General features: G+C 56.2%; 12 protein-coding genes and 1 pseudogene. 9 read left to right on the plus strand and 4 right to left on the minus strand.

Translation table 11 applies throughout. From position 1 onward, the window contains the following. Window positions 1–62: 62 nt before the first annotated feature. Complete coding sequence (locus tag IB262_RS33000) at window positions 63–1,232, plus strand: mandelate racemase/muconate lactonizing enzyme family protein (protein ID WP_246802799.1); 1,170 nt, start codon at window positions 63–65, stop codon at window positions 1,230–1,232. 145 nt (window positions 1,233–1,377) lie between these two features. On the opposite strand, the gene IB262_RS33005 is transcribed toward IB262_RS33000, so the two are convergent. Then, the gene (locus IB262_RS33005; protein ID WP_192494402.1) at window positions 1,378–2,385 is read right to left on the minus strand and encodes a D-2-hydroxyacid dehydrogenase; all 1,008 of its coding nucleotides are present in this window, start codon (window positions 2,383–2,385) and stop codon (window positions 1,378–1,380) included. 151 nt (window positions 2,386–2,536) lie between these two features. Here IB262_RS33005 and IB262_RS33010 point away from each other — a divergent pair, with 151 nt between their 5' ends. The 7 genes from IB262_RS33010 (at window position 2,537) to IB262_RS33040 (ending at window position 11,248) form a co-directional block, all read left to right on the plus strand. Further along, window positions 2,537–3,673 carry a LacI family DNA-binding transcriptional regulator gene (locus tag IB262_RS33010; RefSeq protein ID WP_192494403.1) on the plus strand — a complete coding sequence of 379 codons (1,137 nt, stop codon included), beginning with the start codon at window positions 2,537–2,539 and terminating at the stop codon, window positions 3,671–3,673. A gap of 221 nt (window positions 3,674–3,894) precedes the next feature. Next, window positions 3,895–5,157, plus strand: coding sequence for a Xaa-Pro peptidase family protein (locus IB262_RS33015; protein ID WP_192494404.1), 1,263 nt, complete (start codon window positions 3,895–3,897; stop codon window positions 5,155–5,157). Then, window positions 5,157–6,245: a polyamine ABC transporter ATP-binding protein gene (gene potA / locus IB262_RS33020; protein ID WP_192494405.1), complete on the plus strand. Its 1,089-nt coding sequence runs from the start codon at window positions 5,157–5,159 to the stop codon at window positions 6,243–6,245. Before IB262_RS33015 ends, potA begins: the two co-directional genes overlap by 1 nt. Before the next feature lie 85 nt (window positions 6,246–6,330). Continuing rightward, entirely contained in the window at window positions 6,331–7,326 is a 996-nt protein-coding gene (locus tag IB262_RS33025) for an ABC transporter substrate-binding protein (protein ID WP_210337801.1), read from the plus strand. 28 nt (window positions 7,327–7,354) lie between these two features. Beyond that, window positions 7,355–9,124, plus strand: a complete 1,770-nt coding sequence (locus IB262_RS33030) for an ABC transporter permease subunit (protein WP_192494407.1) — start codon at window positions 7,355–7,357, stop codon at window positions 9,122–9,124. A 20-nt stretch (window positions 9,125–9,144) separates the two neighbouring features. Beyond that, complete coding sequence (locus IB262_RS33035; protein WP_192494408.1) at window positions 9,145–10,314, plus strand: mandelate racemase/muconate lactonizing enzyme family protein; 1,170 nt, start codon at window positions 9,145–9,147, stop codon at window positions 10,312–10,314. 349 nt (window positions 10,315–10,663) lie between these two features. Then, the gene (locus tag IB262_RS33040) at window positions 10,664–11,248 is read left to right on the plus strand and encodes a histidine phosphatase family protein (protein WP_192494409.1); all 585 of its coding nucleotides are present in this window, start codon (window positions 10,664–10,666) and stop codon (window positions 11,246–11,248) included. Between the two features lie 49 nt (window positions 11,249–11,297). Here the strand turns inward: IB262_RS33040 and IB262_RS33045 are convergent, their stop codons facing one another. The 3 genes and pseudogenes from IB262_RS33045 to IB262_RS33055 all read right to left on the minus strand — a co-directional run bounded on the left by IB262_RS33045 (window position 11,298) and on the right by IB262_RS33055 (window position 14,113). Further along, window positions 11,298–11,603 (minus strand): transposase, encoded by a 306-nt coding sequence (locus tag IB262_RS33045; protein ID WP_192494410.1) that lies wholly within the window; start codon window positions 11,601–11,603, stop codon window positions 11,298–11,300. A 116-nt stretch (window positions 11,604–11,719) separates the two neighbouring features. Continuing rightward, window positions 11,720–12,144: pseudogene (locus IB262_RS33050) on the minus strand (IS630 family transposase); the annotation flags it as partial. Between the two features lie 142 nt (window positions 12,145–12,286). Then, the gene (locus IB262_RS33055) at window positions 12,287–14,113 is read right to left on the minus strand and encodes a methyl-accepting chemotaxis protein (RefSeq protein ID WP_192494411.1); all 1,827 of its coding nucleotides are present in this window, start codon (window positions 14,111–14,113) and stop codon (window positions 12,287–12,289) included. A 419-nt stretch (window positions 14,114–14,532) separates the two neighbouring features. Between IB262_RS33055 and IB262_RS33060 the strand changes: the two genes are divergently transcribed. Further along, a complete protein-coding gene (locus tag IB262_RS33060) occupies window positions 14,533–15,957 on the plus strand; it encodes an amidase (protein ID WP_192494412.1) in 1,425 nt (474 codons plus the stop codon). The last annotated feature ends 406 nt before the right edge of the window (window positions 15,958–16,363 follow it).

Genomic DNA, 16,363 nt, shown 5'->3' on the forward strand with positions numbered 1-16,363 from the left:
CATTGGCATCTGAATGCCGCGTCGAGAAACGATACAAAATCCATTTTGGAAAAGGAACCATCATGCTGACCATCGAAAATATGCGTGTATTCAACATTCGGGGTGGAGGGATCCATCCTGTAATCGTTGAACTTGTCACGAAAGATGGGATCACAGGATATGGCGAAGCTGCAGTAGCCTACGGGCTCGGCGCGAACGCAGCTGCAGGGATGTTGTCTGATTTGGCGCCTAAGATTATCGGGGCAGACGCGACCTATCCCCGGCACGTTTGGCATGAAGTGTATGACAACTCGTTCTGGACAAAAGGTGGCGGCGCCATTGTGTTCGCAGCTCTGAGCGCAATCGACCAGGCGCTTTGGGACATAAAGGCGAAATCCTTAGGAGTGCCTGTCTACGAGCTGTTCGGCGCAAAGTTCGAGGGGTCGATTGATGTTTACGCCAACGGGTGGAGCAGCAAGCATGACGATGTCCTCGGCTGGGCGAAGTCGGCAGAGCGCCCACTTTCGGACGGGTACCGGATTCTGAAGTGCTATCCCTTGGCATCTGAAGCTAAAGGCTCCACCCTACGCCATGTTCAGCGTCGACATCTCTCCGACGAGGCCTACAAGCGAGCGGTCGATCGCGTCAGGACACTAAGAAAGGTTGTCGGACCAGACATCGGGCTAATGCTTGATCTCTCGGGTGGACTCAATAACGACCAACTGATCCGCTTCATGGATGTGTGCGCGGAACTGGACCTGATTTGGGTAGAGGAGCCTTTCGACGCATTCAATCTGCAGGGCCTGCGCGATTTCTCAGGACGTTGGTCGGTACCAATTGCCGCAGGCGAACGGATATATACCCGGAATGGCTTCCGCAATCTGCTCGATACGGGCGGCGTTGATATCATTATGCCTGACATCGGCAATTGCGGCGGCATGTTCGAGTTCGTTCAGATTGCCGCAATGGCTGAAGCTTATAACGTCCGCGTTTCAGCACACAACTGTGCAAGCTCACTCTGCACTGCAGCATCGCTGCAAGCCATTACAGCATCGGCTATGTCGATGCCGCTTGAAACCTACCCATATTTTTCGGATGCCAATGACTACGTGCAAGTATTGGAGAACCCGCCGGAGAAGGCCGTCGCAAATGGTCGGCTTTCAATTCCGACGTCACCAGGACTGGGCGTGGAGGTCGATAAAAATGCGGTAGCGCCTTATCGTGTTTTCGACTACCGCGAGATGACAGCTTAAGCTGAGAAAACAACCGCCGTGCTTGCACTCGCGAGCACGGCGATGAATGCCGGGACCCTCAACATCGATTCAAACATGCGCTGCTGCCGAGGAGTTTGGCACCCGCTCTAGGCATAGTCGAGAAATTGGGTTCGAGGTGACGAAGTCAGTAACCGAGCATGGGGTCGACTATGTTACGAAGACCTTTGCCAGCGCTCAATCTCTCCAAATTATCCGCGAGGATTGCGAGGCACCGATCAATGTATCCGTCTGGCGCGTCGGCAGAAACATGCGGAAACACCATCAGATTAGGCACATCCCAGAGCAGTGAATCTCCTGGCAGCGGCTCCTGATCGAAGACGTCTAGGATCGCACCGGACAGGTGTCCGTTCGCCAGGCAAGAAACCAGCGCAGAATGGTCCATGACGCCGCCGCGACCAACATTCAGGACTCCGGCCCCTTGGGGAAGTGCTGACAGCTCGCGCAACCCAATAACACGCTGCGTATCCGGCGTGAGAGGGCAAGCTAGGATCAAGATTTCTACTTTCGGAAGCTCTTCGTGGACGTTATCGGGTGTAATCATGCGCGCCACGCCTGCGACGGGCGCTCCGCCGCGACGCACACCAGTGACGATGAAGCCTGCGCTATGCAGACGTTGGGCAATAGCGCCGCCCAAGGCTCCAACGCCATAGATCATTACTCGCCGGCCGGCTGCCGTTCCGCGGAGCTGTCGCGACCAAGCGTGTCTTCGTTGCCGTGTCGCGATTGCCGGGACACGCTCATGCAACATGAGGGTCGCCATCAGGCCGAAATCTCCGACCTTGTCAGCGTGAACGCCGCTTGCATTCGTCAGCATTGTAGATTCGGCCAGCCATGAGAACGGGGCATATTTTTCAACGCCGGCGCTGGTGCATTGAATGAGTTTCAGCGCTTTTCCCTCGGATGCTATGAGTGCTGTTTCTAGTCTGCTCGCAACCAGAACATCTGCGCTTCTGAAGGCATCTATATCTCGATCATCCGAATAGCGGCAGGTCAGCGCCACTGGACTACATACTGAACTCAGGCTGTCGAGGATTGCTTTCTCCGAAATTTGGTAAGCTGCCTCTCCATTGCGAACGTTCTCGACATAGATTCTCGGCGCAGAGAACCAGTTCCTGGAAGTGCCATCTACCATTCTATGCCCACTTTCTAAGGATATAGGGGAACGCGACATGCCCAGCCCAGCCTTCGTGACCTCAACGCATGCAATCGGTTGAACCGATAATACAATCGTTTGGATTGTCAAGAAAATTGGGCACGAATTGCACGATCATGGGCAGCTGCCATTGTACCTTGCCGATCCGGCTGATACTTTCGCCACAATGGCGCGAGAGGCGCTTTTTTTCGATGTTCGTTTTGGAATAGATATGGCGCCTTCCTCAGCCGATGAAAACATTGAATTGCCTGCCTCAGGGCGTCGGCCGACAATGGCCGAGATTGCGCGAATTGCCGGCGTTGATACCTCGACAGTGAGCCGCGCACTTGCAGGAAGCCCACGTGTTACGAAAGAGACGCGGGCGCTGATTGACAAAATAGTCAAAGAGACGGGCTACGTCGTTAACGAAACGGCCAGGCACCTGCGCGGCGGCCGAGCAAACCAGATCCTCGTAATCGTGTCGGATATCGCGGCGCCGTTCTATTCCGACGTGGTTCAGGGCATTGTCGAAACGCTGGCTGAACGCGGCGTGAATGTTCTTCTCGGCGTCACGCTGCGCCAGCCTAAACGCGAGGCCCAACTCGCCAAGCAATTGTTGACCGGCGTGGTAGATGGCATCATCACCGTCACTGGCAGCGTGCCGAAGCCAATTCTGAATATGCCCGGCTTTGAACGGAAAGTCGTTGCTATATCGCGGCCCGTACCCCACGAGGGGATAACCTGCGTCACAATCGACAATTACTCAGCCACCAAACAGGTGATGCAACATCTGCACGACATGGGGCATCGGAATATCGTTTACATCGGCGGCCCAAATTACTCTGAAACCTACCGCGATCGAAGTGCAGCCTATGCCGACTTTATGCGAGAGAACGGCTTGGACGAATTCATCAAGATGCGTTCTACCGACACCTTCAACGACGATGCCGAGTCCGGGCTCATGATCATGAAATCCATCCTTGAAGATGGAATTCGTCCCACCGCGGTTTTTTGTGCAACCGACGAACTCGCAATTGGCGCGATGGCAGCCTCTCGGCAAGCTGATCAAACCATACCGGACGACATGTCGTTCTTTGGCTTTGATGACTTGAAATTGACTCCACTGATGTCGCCGCCGTTGTCGACAGTTTCAGTCCCTCGTTTTGAGATGGGCCGTAGTGGAGCTGAAGCGCTGTTCCGGCAAGTGTACAAGGACGCCCCTATATCGACAAAGGTCGTCCTCGAACACCGGCTGATACTCCGGGACAGTGTAGCCAAAATCGCTTAAATTGGTCAACGATCGACGAGTTCAACCAGGTGCGAAGGATCAGCGTGTCTGACCTCTCATGCCGGGTGACGCCTCAGTGCGCGCTGGATCCGATTTAGCCATCAGCGTCATCAACAATTCCCCACATCGCAGCCACATAAACACATAGCGACGACGATTCGATATTGACAATCCAACCGATTGCATGAGTAATACAAACGATTGGACAACTGGGAAACACCATGACTGAGAACTCAGCAACCCGCAACATCCCCCACTCTTCTGGCGCCGACCGCGCCGATCAGATTGATCGCGCTCAGACTTCGGTATCAGGCATGTCGAACCTCCGCGGTGACGCCCAACACTCTTCACCCCACCGTACCGACCAGATCAACCGGGTCGCTGCACTTGCGGAGGTGCTCCGCGCCAGGCAGATTGACGCCGCCATCATCGACGCTTCCGAGCACCTGCGCTATCTGTTTGGTTATTCTCCAAGCGCGTCCATGTACCAATGCTGCATCGTCACGGCCGACGGAAGCGTACACGGCGTCGTGCGGAAACTGGATGAGGCGCTTTTCGCGTCGGTTTCGTGGGTCGAGGATCGGGTCACATACCTAGATTGGGAAAGCCCGTTCGATGTGTTGGTCGCCGAGATACACAGGCTTAGGCTCGCGAGCGCAACCATCGCTCAGGAACTCGACTCCCATTTCCTGACCGTACGTGACCAGCGTCGCATCGAAGCCGCGCTTCCGAATGCGCGGTTCGCCGATATCTCAGGAACCCTCCTGAAAATGCGCGCGAGAAAGTCGCCGGCTGAGATCGAGGAGCATCGCCGTGCCGCTGCGATCGCCGACCTGGGCGTGGCTGCTATCGTTGATGCGATTAGGGAGGGCGTAAGCGAACGTGAGCTTGTTGCGGCAGGCTATTCCGCAGCGCTTGCGGCTGGCGCTGACAACAACGCGCCCCGTATCGTACTGCTCGGCATGGGCTCCGCGACGCAGCACATGCATGGAAGTGTCGGCGACCGGCGTCTCGAGCCGGGCCAACCCGTGCACATCGAACTGCTGCCGCAGTCCAATGGCTATTCTTCGCGCATAATGCGACCCGCTGTACTCGGTACTGCGCCTGCAGACCTCCAGGCCAACTTTGAGCAGTTGGTAGCCATCCAGGATCGCCAGTTTGCAGCAATCCGGCCGGGCGTTACAGCGAAGGAGATTGATCGGATCGCACGAGATGGGCTCGCCACTGCCGGTCTCCGGGCAAGTTTTCCTCACAACACCGGGTACGGGATTGGGATTATCACGGCACCGAAGCTGATGGACTCCACGCACTTGTACACGCCTGGAGCGGAGTGGGAACTCCAGCAGGGTATGGTGTTCCACATGTATCTTTCGGCAGGTGGGATACAGACCAGCGAAACGATTTGCGTCACCAACGACGGCGTCGAGATCCTGACGCGCTCGCCCCGACATCTGCAAATTCGACAGCTCGGAAGGAATGCCTGATGAATGATCGACTCCTTCCTGCGGTTTCCTTCCAAGGCGTCACACGGCGATATGGAGCCGTAACCGCAGTAAACGATGTCAGCCTTGATATTGCTCAGGGCGAATTCTTCGCTCTGCTTGGATCGAGTGGTTCAGGCAAGACGACACTCCTTATGCTGCTCGCAGGTTTCGATAAGCCAACCGAAGGCCGCGTGCTCATGTCCGGCACGTCGGTGACCGAGGTGCCGCCGCATCGGCGTCAGATCGGGGTAGTGTTCCAGAACTATGCGCTCTTTCCGCACCTTACCGCAGCAGAAAACGTTGCCTATCCGCTGAAGATGCGGGGTATAGGGCGGGCAGAACGTGAGGAAAGGGTCAAGGCAGCGCTGAGCCTCGTCAACCTCACCGAACGTGGTGCATCTTATCCCTCTCAGTTGTCGGGAGGGCAGCAGCAGCGTGTGGCCTTGGCCCGTGCGCTCGTTTTCGGGCCGAGCCTCCTGCTCATGGACGAACCCCTCGGGGCGCTCGACCGAAGGCTTCGGGACCAGATGCAGCTTGAGCTGAAACGGATTCAGGGCGAACTTGGAATCACGGTTATTTATGTGACGCATGATCAATCCGAAGCCATGGCGATGGCCAATCGGATTGGTATCATGGCCCACGGCCAACTCCTCCAGGTGGCAGATCCGGAAACCATCTACGCATTACCCTCCGATCACTTCGTTGCCAGGTTCCTGGGAGAGTGTTCGATTCTGAAGGTGACATCGATCGATGGTGGCCGCGGCTATGAGATTGCCGGTGCACGGCAAGCTTTGCCTTCCGTCACATCTAAGCCGTTCGACATTGTTGTGCGCCCCGAGAATGTTTCCGTTCACTCGGCGGCGGCTCAGGCGACCGGAAATGTTTTCGAAGTACCGGCGACTATTCGCGACATCACCTATCTCGGCGCCGGCTGGCGCGTGACACTCACACTTCCCGATGGGCAGTCCTTGCTCGCCACTATCGTGCGCGGAGACGAAATTGCCGGCTATCTTGGCCCTGGCAAGCCCGTTTTCGCACGGTGGGCGCCGACGTCCGTCGCCGTACTTCCGGCCGAAGGATCGTCCTGAGGCGGTTTCACTGAGAGGCAAAGACATGACAAAAAGAGGGGTAAACACTATGAGACGTAGTCTCTGCACCAGCATCTCAATCGCAATGATTGCAGCAATCGGCGCCACATTCGTCACCGCTGGAAATGCGGCCGATTCCGGCAAAGTCGTTGTGGCATCATACGGCGGCTCCTTCCAGGACGCTCAGACCAAAGCCTTCTTCGAGCCTTATGCCAAGGCAACAGGCGCAACGGTGACCGGTACGACCGGTACAGGTTACGCTAAAGTAAAGGCGATGGTGACGAGTGGTAATATTACTTGGGATGTCATCTCTGCCGACGCAGCGGCGTATGAAAGCGAAGTGAAGGACGATCTGCTTCAACCAATCGATTACTCAGTGGTCAAGGCCGACGGCATCCCAGCTGAGTTGCGCACAAAATACGGCGTCGGCTACATGAAGTTCGCCCAGAACCTGGCTTGGAACAAAGACAAATTTCCGAACGGCTTGACGCCGGCACAGTTCTTTGACCCTTCAGTGAAGGCCCGTCGCGTGATGCTCGCGCTGCCTTACTACAATCTCGAGTTTGCACTACTGGCTGATGGTGTGAAGCCGGCCGATCTTTATCCTTTGGACGTGGACCGCGGCTTAAAGGTCATCGACCGCATCAAGGACCAGATCGTCGGTTTCAAGCCACCGTCAGATGTCCAAGCACTGATCCAGCAGGGCGAAGTCGACGCGGCCTTTGGCCCCGGGGGGCGCCTCAACAATGCAATCAAGGCCGGCGCTAACTGGGCATACACCTATGACGGGTCGGTCACGGTTGTTGAATATTGGGCAGTCCTCAAGGGCGCACCGAATGCAGCAGAGGCGATGAAGTTCATCAACTTTGCCGTACAGCCCGAGCAGCAAGCCGAGCTCCCCAAGCAGATATTCTATGGCCCGACTAACATGGATGCCTTGAAGCTGCTCGACCCGGCGCTGGCCAAGGGTCTGCCAGGCAATCCTGAGAACGAAAAGCTCGGTGGAGTTCTCAATTCGAAATGGTGGAACGATAACCTCGCGTCGGTGTCGACGCGCTGGTCCACCTACATCATGCAGTAAAAAGACACGGAACGGGGAGACGGCGAGAATGAAGCTGAGCAGTGGGTTTGGAGACTGGGGGATTAATTGGAAGCAGCTTCTTATGCTGCTGCCAGTGACACTCTTGCTTCTCTTCGCTTTCATAATGCCGTTGCTAACAATTGTGCCGACGGCGTTTGGCGGCGATGCCGCCGCGAGGTTTGTACAAATCTTCGGAAGCCCGGTCTACCGGACCGTCATCCTGACGACGGTCCGTATCGGTCTGGAAGCGACGGCGATCACGCTCGTCGTTGCTTTCCCGCTGGCATGGATATTGAGCCGGGCCACCGGCATCAAGATGCTTTTGCTCGGTCTCCTCGTTCTGATCCCCTTTTTGACAAGCGTTCTGGTGCGGACATTCGCCTGGCTCGCTATCCTCGGGCAGCGTGGTCTGGTAAACGCCGCGCTCCTCAAACTCGGACTGATCGCAGACCCCCTCCCGCTGCTATTCAGTGAACCGGCAGTTATTCTGGCTCTGGTTCACTCCTCTATCCCGATGATGGTCTTTTCACTTGTCACCATTTTGCGACGGATCGATGGACGGACGCTCCTCGCAGCCCATACGCTGGGTGCTCCGCCGATACGGGCTTGGATGGGGATCGTCATTCCCCTTGCGATCCGTGGCATCCAATCCGGCGTCACGATCGTGTTTCTGTTCACGATGGCGAGCTTCATCGCACCGGCACTACTTGGGAACCAACGTCAGCAGATGCTCGCGCAGGTAATCCAATCAGAGCTTGAGAGCGGAGCCGATTGGCCGCTCGCCGCGGCGCTTGGTATTACGCTGGCAGCCACGGCTACGATAATCGTCTTCGGGCTTTCGATGTTGGCGCGCCAGTTCTCTAGGTGGCAAAATCCCCGGCCATTGCCCTCAGCTTCCCCTCAGCATGCGAAGCCGGTCGACACATCCGTTCTGCGTAAGTCAGTAGCCATGCCGAAGCCGGTGATTAGCCTTCCCGTCGTGTCTCGTGCTCTCCGACTGCTGGCGGAGCCGGTTTATCTACTCATTATATCGATCTACATTCTCCTTCCGCTGCTTGTCCTGTTCCCTGTGTCGTTCAGCTCGGCAGATGTTCTTATCTTCCCGCCGCCGGGTTATTCGCTACGTTGGTTCGAGAAGATCCTTGGCAGCCCGGAATGGGTTGGGGCGGGCCTCACTAGTCTTCGCATCGGCGCGGCGACCTGTGTTCTCAGCTTCGTGCTGGCGACGCTCACAGTCCTCGGCCTGGGTCGTCGATCCCGGTTCCAAGGGACAGCAGAGGCTTTCGTTCAGTCGCCGCTGACGGTGCCGTCCGTCGTCTTCGCCCTGGGCGCATATCTGATGTTCGCGCGTATCGGGCTTGTCGATACCGAGGCGGGTATCATAATTGCCCATACGGTCTTGATCTTCCCGGTTGTTTATCTGATTGCATCGGCCACGTTCAGTTCGATCGACCCCTGGCTGTCGTTCGCCGCCGCGACACTCGGAGCCAATCCGTGGCGGATATTCAGGACTGTGGTTTTCCCACTGCTGCTGCCGGGTCTTGCCATCGGCGCGCTTCTTGCCATGCTGCTTTCATTCGATGAGTCAGTCGCGTCGATCTTCCTCAGCAACCTTGAAGTGAAGACATTGCCGAGAAAGCTCTGGGAAGGCATTCGCTTCAACACAAGCCCTGAATCTGCTGCGGTTTCGGCGATGCTGCTGTGTGTCACCTGCCTGGTCATCACTATCGGCATTGCGGCAGTCTTCGGGCGTCGGCGAGGTGTACAGCTTGTGAAAACCCGGCCCGAACAGGCCTGACGTCTTCAGAGGAATTAGAAATGCAGATCATTGAGAACATGCGGGTGTTCAACATCCGGGGCGGCGGATTGCATCCTGTAATCGTCGAACTTAGGACCAAGGACGGTATCGTTGGTTATGGCGAGGCAGCGGTCGCGTACGGCTTGGGTGCCGACGCTGCTGCCGGCATGCTGTCAGACCTTTCGCCGCGTGTAATCGGAGCCGATGCCGCCTTTCCGCGCCATGTTTGGCAGGAAATCTATGACAATTCATTCTGGACGAAGGGCGGTGGAGCTATCGAGTTTGCTGCGCTGAGTGCCATCGATCAGGCACTTTGGGACATAAAGGCGAAGTCTCTTGGCGTTCCGGTTTACGAGCTTTTTGGCGCGAAGTTCGAAAGCGCGATTGAAACTTATGCGAACGGGTGGAGCACCCTCCACGACGATGTTACGGCATGGGCGAACTCTGCTGAGCGACCGCTCAAGGACGGTTTCCGCATCCTCAAATGTTATCCTCTCGCAACACGACAGAAGGGTGCGACCCTTCGTCATGTGCAGAGGCGGCAGCTCGACGACGACGCATTCCGTCGCGCAATCGATCGCGTAAAGACGTTGCGAAAGGTCGTCGGCTCCGATATCGGCCTGATGTTCGACCTGTCCGGCGGGTTGAATAACGACCAGCTGATTCGCTTTATGGACGTCTGCGCCGAAGTGGACGCCATTTGGGTGGAGGAGCCACTGGATCCATTCAATTTCCAGGGACTGAAGAATCTCGCGGGTCGCTGGCCGGTTCCTATCGCGGCAGGCGAACGGATCTACACCCGCAACGGCTTCCGAAATCTTTTGGATACGGGTGGAGTCGACATCGTCATGCCAGACGTAGGCAATTGCGGCGGGGTATTCGAGTTGGTGCAGATTGCGGCGATGGCTGAGGCGTACAATGCTAGGCTGTCGATCCATAATTGCGCGAGTTCTCTGTTGACTGCTGCTTCCGTCCAGGTCGCCACCGCTTCCGCGATGGCGATGCCGCTTGAGACCTATCCGTACTATTCTGAGAAAAACGACTACGTCCAGGTCCTGCACAATCCGCCTGAAAAGACGATCGTAAACGGGAAGCTCCGGGTTTCGGATTTGCCCGGCCTTGGTGCAGAAGTCGATCTCAACGCGATCGGACCATTCTGCAGCTTTGACTACATTCGAGATGCGGCCTGAACGGCAGCTTGCGCTACGAGGAGCGGTGAAGACTCGATCCTGCAGGCATTCAACCTACCCGCACCTTTACGTAGTTGCCGCATCGAGCCAGTGGGGCATTTCCAACAGCCCCAATGGTACACTATGCGACGATGTGAAGGAATTCCAAGTGAACGTTATACGTAAGCGGTGTTTGCCTGGCACATTGACCAGCGCGGCAGGCAGTTCCAAAAGCTGCCGCTGCAACATTGACGGCAACAATGCGCCAAGAGCAGTCATAAGCTTCCCCAAAATAGGCGAATGCTATTGCTCGTTAGTTGGCACCTGATTACCAAGCCCACTTTGGCCTAGACCTGAGTGAGAGGGATGGATGATATACTTGGTGCGACATGGGCAAACAGAGTTCAACGCAGCCGGAAGATGGCAGGGCCAATGTGACTCTGCGTTGACAACCCTTGGCCTCGCTCAAGCTTCCCAAGTCGGGGAAATTTTGAGGAGCAACGGATTAGATCAGAGTATTAGGATCGTAACCAGCCCGCTCGGACGAGCAATCCAAACGGCAACAATTATCGCCGCAACTTTAGGGGTTCACGTACCGTTAACCACCGATGATCGTCTTAAAGAGGTCGGGATGGGGTCATGGGATGGGCTCACTGACAACGAGATCGAAGCGCAGTGGCCGAATGCAAGAGATGGTCTTGGTCGCAATGAATGGTTCTTTCACTCATTTGATGGCGAGCGTTACGACGAAATGGTAGCCCGCGTGAGGGCGGTGTTGAGCGACCTCTCGAACGACATCCATGCTCCCACCGTTGTTGTCTGTCACGGAGTAACGAGCCGGATCATGCGGGGTATCCACAGCGGTCTTTCCAAGAATGAGATGTTAAATCTGGAAGTCCCTCAAAACGCTGCATTCCGGCTATTACCAGCGGGGGTGATGGAACGTCTAAGTTGACCGAACAGCAGGACGAACCCGAATGGCGGGTTTGGGTCGACAGCAGACTTTAGCCGTTCGTCTGCCGCGAATAATTCCACAGCATCAGCAGGTCGATCTGGCTCTGCCTGTGGCCGTTGACAACGATAACCGCCGCAAACTCCACTGCATCTTCGGGCGCAGGCAGAACCAGTTTGCCTCGCCGCGCCATCGTTCGCCAAGTCGAGAGATGGTTCGGCTTCAGGCCCTGTCGCTCTGCGACCTCATTGACCATCGCGCCTGGCCGAAGGCTCTCCGAAACGATCTGCGCCTTGACGTCGTCCGGCCACTGCCGATGTACCTCACGTCCAGACTTCCTGGTCGCGAGAAGCTCCAATGTACTCTCCGTGGAGAAACTCCCGTTGCTCGTCCATGGAAAGCCGATCACAGATCAGAGCGGCGAGGACAACGTGGGAGCGCGACAGCGGTTACCGTTATACCAACTGGCGCTGATCATGACCGATGCGCCCAGTCGCGGAGTCCAATGGACATGATCTTCCATGGCTGATCGACGAGCTTATTCCATGCGCCGGAGCAGTGGGTGACGATGTCGTCATAGTCTTTGAAGATCCGGTTGGAGAGCCAGTTGTCCCGTTGTCCCTCATGAACTGCCAGAGGTTCTCGACCGGGTTCAATTCCGGCGACCGCGGCGGCAGGAACATCAAGGTGATGTTGTCCGGCACCTTCAGCTTCGGCGTGACGTGCCATCCGGCCTGATCGAGAATGAGCACGGCATGTGCTCCGGGATCGACGGCGTTGCTAATTTCGGCAAGGTGTTCCTGCGTCGCCTCGGTGTAGCAATAGGGAAGGACGAGACCAGGACCCTTGCCCTTCTTCGGGCAGATCGCGCCGAAGATGTAGGCCCACATCGTGCGCTGATGCATCACCTTCTCACCTTCCGCCTGGCATTAGCTCCACCAAAGCGAATGCCATTGGAAAGTCACACGACCGCGCCGGCAACCCTCCAACGGCTTGAGCTATAACGTTTTGACCCCTTTTTGCCTCAACAAATAAAGAGTCCTAGCTTGCCAAGCGTAGCTGTCGTGCGACCTCTCGAAGAGGTTCAGAACTGCTGGCAATGCGAAAACCACTAATCAGACCTAGTAATTCGTCAGTGTCTGCCGCAAGCGCTTCCGCGGAGGCAGTGGTTTCTTCCGCCATGGCCGCGTTTCGTTGTGTGGCTGCGTCAACCTGATTGACGGAAGAAGATATCGAACGGAGTGTCGTATCCTGCTCCGAGGCCGAATGTGCGATCTTGTCGACAATTTCACTGGCGGATTTAATTTGGCCCGAAATTCGTTTCAATGCTTCGCCCGCCTCTCCGACATAGCGGACACCATTTTGCACCTGGCTCGATGACCGTGAGATCTGCTCCTTAATTTGCTTCGCAGCGGCCGCAGATCGCTGAGCAAGTTCCCGCACCTCCTGAGCGACGACCGCAAACCCTTTTCCTGACTCGCCGGCCCTAGCTGCCTCGACGCCGGCATTCAAGGCCAAAAGATTGGTTTGAAAGGCAATCTCGTCGATTACACCAATAATTTTGGAAATTTCCGACGCTGATTGCTCTATGCCGCCCATCGCCTCAATTGCTTGCGCGACAATGAGATCAGAACGGGTCGCTTCTGCGCTAACAGCGATGACGCGTTGGGCGGCTTCATGGGCGCCATGGGCCGTATGTCGCACAGCGACGGTAAGTTCATCCAGCGCGGCAGAGGCCTCCTCAAGGCTGGCCGCTTGTCGCTCAGTGCGCTGGGAAAGCTCGTTGGAAGCACGGCGGATTTCTTCTTTGGATCCGCCGATGTCGATACCCTTCGCGTTCACCCTGGACATGGCTGCTTCGAGCTTCGTCAGGGCACTGTTGAAATTGTTTCGCAGGGTCTCGAACTGCACTCCGAGATCGTCGCAGCGGATCGTGAGATCGCCGATCGCCAGCTTTTCCAGAGCCACTCCAATAGTTGTGACTGCATAAGTTTGGGCGTCCGCCTCCTGTTGCAGTAGCCGATTGTTCGCGTGCCGCTCGTTCTCCAAGACCACGTGTTGAGCTTTCTCCCTTGCTGACAGCGTGTGCCGGTCGCGGACTTTTTCCTGAAGCGCTTCCGTTGCCTTCGCTATCGTGCCAACTTCGTTCGACATCGTGGTATGCGGGATCTCAATCTCAACATCCTCCGCGGCGACAGCATCGAGAGCCTGTCGTACCTCGTTAAGCGGCAACGATATATTTCTGATGACGACAAAGGCGAGAGCGGCGCCGATCAAGAAAATACCAGCCCCAATCGCTACAGCCTCGACAACCATTTGAAAAATTTGTGTTTGGAGATCGTCGACGTAGACGCTTGCAACAAGCACGAGTTTCCAAGGATCAAAGGCGAGTGCATAGGCGCTCTTAGGAAACTGGTAGACGTCCTTGCCGGGCTTGGTCCCGAGATAATCAACCGCACCGCCACCGTTACGACCGACTTTGACTAACTCGTCCCGGAATGGGAAGCCGTTTGGGTCACCCTTTCCCTTATAGCTTAGGCCAATTGATTTGGTGTCGGGATGAATACGAAGAATGACATCGTAGTCATAAGCAAAGACAAAATTGTCGCCGGCAAAGGACATCGCAGAGACGGCAGCAAACGCCTGCCTCTGAGCTTCTTCCCGGCTCAGTTCGCCCGTTTCCTCGCGAGCCTGGAAGCGCTTGAAAATCCCAGATGCGGACTCCACCTGGGAGCGGATCATGCCATAGCGCTCCACGTAGATGGCGTCAGCTGACTTACGAAGTTCAAAGTACATTGCGGTAGCAAAACACAGCGTGAAACTGGCAACGATAAGCAACAACTGATGAGATATCTTCAGGTTCTTCATTGAGACGGCCCCGGTTCTTGTGAATTTGCGCAAGCCTGCGATCGATTTCTCAACGAACCTTGAATATTCCGACCTGTTCGGCTCACTATGCGCGAATGAATAAGGCTATGCGCCTTTGTTATATCCGAATGCTGCTCTGGCACGCTTGAGGCTGATGACGTTCAATAGGGCAAGCCAATTGGACCTGGAACACGCCTTTCAGGCAGGCTGATCAGACGGGCTGGTAGGACGATCTTTCTCTGCGCCTTAAGGTCAGCCCTTTCGCAATAGCGCTGATAATCGTGAAAGCTGGCGCTTGCGGTACGATTGACAATCCAATCGATTGTACATATTAAACAAACGGTTGTACTGACACGGAAATTCCGCTGGGATCGCCGCGCTGCTCCATAACTCCCAGGGCAAACCAGCCCGGAAATAACATGGGCGCGGAGACCATTGCGCACGAAGGTGTGAACATGGATCAAGCATTTACTTCTGCTGCCGACCTCGGGCGGGCATTGGCCCAAGGGTATATTACCTCGGAAGAGCTGGTGACCGCGGCACTCGCGCGCATCCGCAAATTCGACGTGCACCTCAACGCATTTGTCGAGTTCTATGAACAGAGTGCGCTAATTGCTGCTCGCGAATCGGACTCTAGGAGGTTGCGAAACCAAAGCAGGGGGCCTCTTGACGGCGTCCCTTTTGCGGCAAAAGACCTCTTTGATGTGGAAGGCCGCGCCACACTCGCCGGTTCCAAAGCGATCACCAAAGCGATTGCCACGCGATCAGCAAGCGCAATCAAGCGTTTGCTAGATCAAGGCATGGTTCTGCTGGGCAAAACTCATACAGTAGAATTTGCGTATGGGAGCTGGGGAACCAATCCGAGCAGTAAAACCCCAATCAACCCGCGCGACGCAGTAGTTCCCCGTGTTCCGGGTGGTTCGTCCAGTGGTTCAGGTGTGGCGGTCGCGGCAGGATTTGTACCCGTTGCCCTGGGCACTGATACGGGCGGATCAATACGCACCCCGTCGGCTTTGTGCGGGGTCGTTGGGATGAAAACCTCACTCGGCCTCATCGGAAGAGGCGGAGTGCAGCCCCTCGCGTTTCTTTTCGATATCGTGGGGCCGATGACGCGAACTGTCGAGGATGCGGCACTCATCCTAGCAAGCTTACAAGGACATGATCCGGATGATCCCTCGACATTCGGCGTACAACGACAAGATCCAATTATTGATCTCGACCGTGGAGCTAAGGGATTGCTCCTTCGCCACCCTCCACTGGCCGACCTTGCTGCCGCTGAGCCCGGGATCTTGGTGCAGTTCAGGCAGACACTTGCCGAATTCGAAGCCATGGGCGCTTTAGTCGAGGAGAAGCCGCTACCCCGCCCGTTGGAGACTTACGCGAGCCTCACTGCGAACATGACGACCGTGGAAGCTTGGGGCCGTTACCGTCCGATGGTCCAACAGGAAAACAGTCTCGTCGATCCCGAAATCGCAAAGCGGATGTCCCGCGGCGCAACGATGAATATCGCGGATTATCTCGACTACCTCGAACAGCGGCGCGTCATGCAAATCGAATTCGATGGCTATTTCTCAGGAGCGGATGCAGTCCTACTTCCAACATCACCCATCACGGCAAAACCACTGGAGGGGATACATGACACTCCAGCCCCGTTCGGTATTTTTGCTCGTCTTGCCAATCTAATGGATCTCGCGTCCATCAGCATCCCGATGGGCGAGGTAGAGAAACTGCCGTCTGGCCTTCAGATCATCGTGCGCCGCTTCGCCGATCCCATGGCGCTGCGTATTGCCCGTTCCCTGGAAGTCCACCGAGGCGGGCTGTTCGTGGCCCCGTCTGGTTACTAAGCCTACAAAGCGCCAACCTCTCATAGAAGGCAGTCTGGTGGTCTTGTTAACTCGGGAGTTCCGTCTTGTTCGCGAAGCGGCGCGAGCAAGATTCCGGTGGGCAACTGCCTCCCAAGTTGCTCACCGGACCTCACTCTGTGAGAACCCATGCAGATTCAATTCTGTTTCGAGGTCGTCCTTTAGATTCCATAGGTTCGCCTGTTTTGCGCAATCTCGGACCGTTGATTGACGAGCGATCATCAGGCCTCCGGCGAGGTTTGCTCGATAATAGGTAACGAAAGGAATCGGAATGGACGGACAGCTTCAATCTCTGATCGACGCGCTCGATGTGGCCCGCGACGGACGCATGGTTCGCGCCGCCTTGAAGAGTTTCGCCACCGCCTGCGGCTACGAGCGTTTCGCCTAT

The sequence above is a fragment of the Ensifer sp. ENS02 genome (genome assembly GCF_014851885.1).
Taxonomy (GTDB): Bacteria; Pseudomonadota; Alphaproteobacteria; order Rhizobiales; family Rhizobiaceae; genus Ensifer; species Ensifer adhaerens.

Excerpts from the sequence above, each read along its gene's own strand:
- IB262_RS33000 (WP_246802799.1), top strand. The coding sequence starts at position 63 with ATGCTGACCATCGAAAATATGCGTGTATTCAACATTCGGGGTGGAGGG.
- IB262_RS33005 (WP_192494402.1), bottom strand. The coding sequence starts at position 2,385 with ATGGTAGATGGCACTTCCAGGAACTGGTTCTCTGCGCCGAGAATCTAT.
- IB262_RS33015 (WP_192494404.1), top strand. The coding sequence starts at position 3,895 with ATGACTGAGAACTCAGCAACCCGCAACATCCCCCACTCTTCTGGCGCC.
- potA (WP_192494405.1), top strand. The coding sequence starts at position 5,157 with ATGAATGATCGACTCCTTCCTGCGGTTTCCTTCCAAGGCGTCACACGG.
- IB262_RS33025 (WP_210337801.1), top strand. The coding sequence starts at position 6,331 with ATGATTGCAGCAATCGGCGCCACATTCGTCACCGCTGGAAATGCGGCC.
- IB262_RS33030 (WP_192494407.1), top strand. The coding sequence starts at position 7,355 with ATGAAGCTGAGCAGTGGGTTTGGAGACTGGGGGATTAATTGGAAGCAG.
- IB262_RS33035 (WP_192494408.1), top strand. The coding sequence starts at position 9,145 with ATGCAGATCATTGAGAACATGCGGGTGTTCAACATCCGGGGCGGCGGA.
- IB262_RS33040 (WP_192494409.1), top strand. The coding sequence starts at position 10,664 with ATGATATACTTGGTGCGACATGGGCAAACAGAGTTCAACGCAGCCGGA.
- IB262_RS33055 (WP_192494411.1), bottom strand. The coding sequence starts at position 14,113 with ATGAAGAACCTGAAGATATCTCATCAGTTGTTGCTTATCGTTGCCAGT.
- IB262_RS33060 (WP_192494412.1), top strand. The coding sequence starts at position 14,533 with ATGGGCGCGGAGACCATTGCGCACGAAGGTGTGAACATGGATCAAGCA.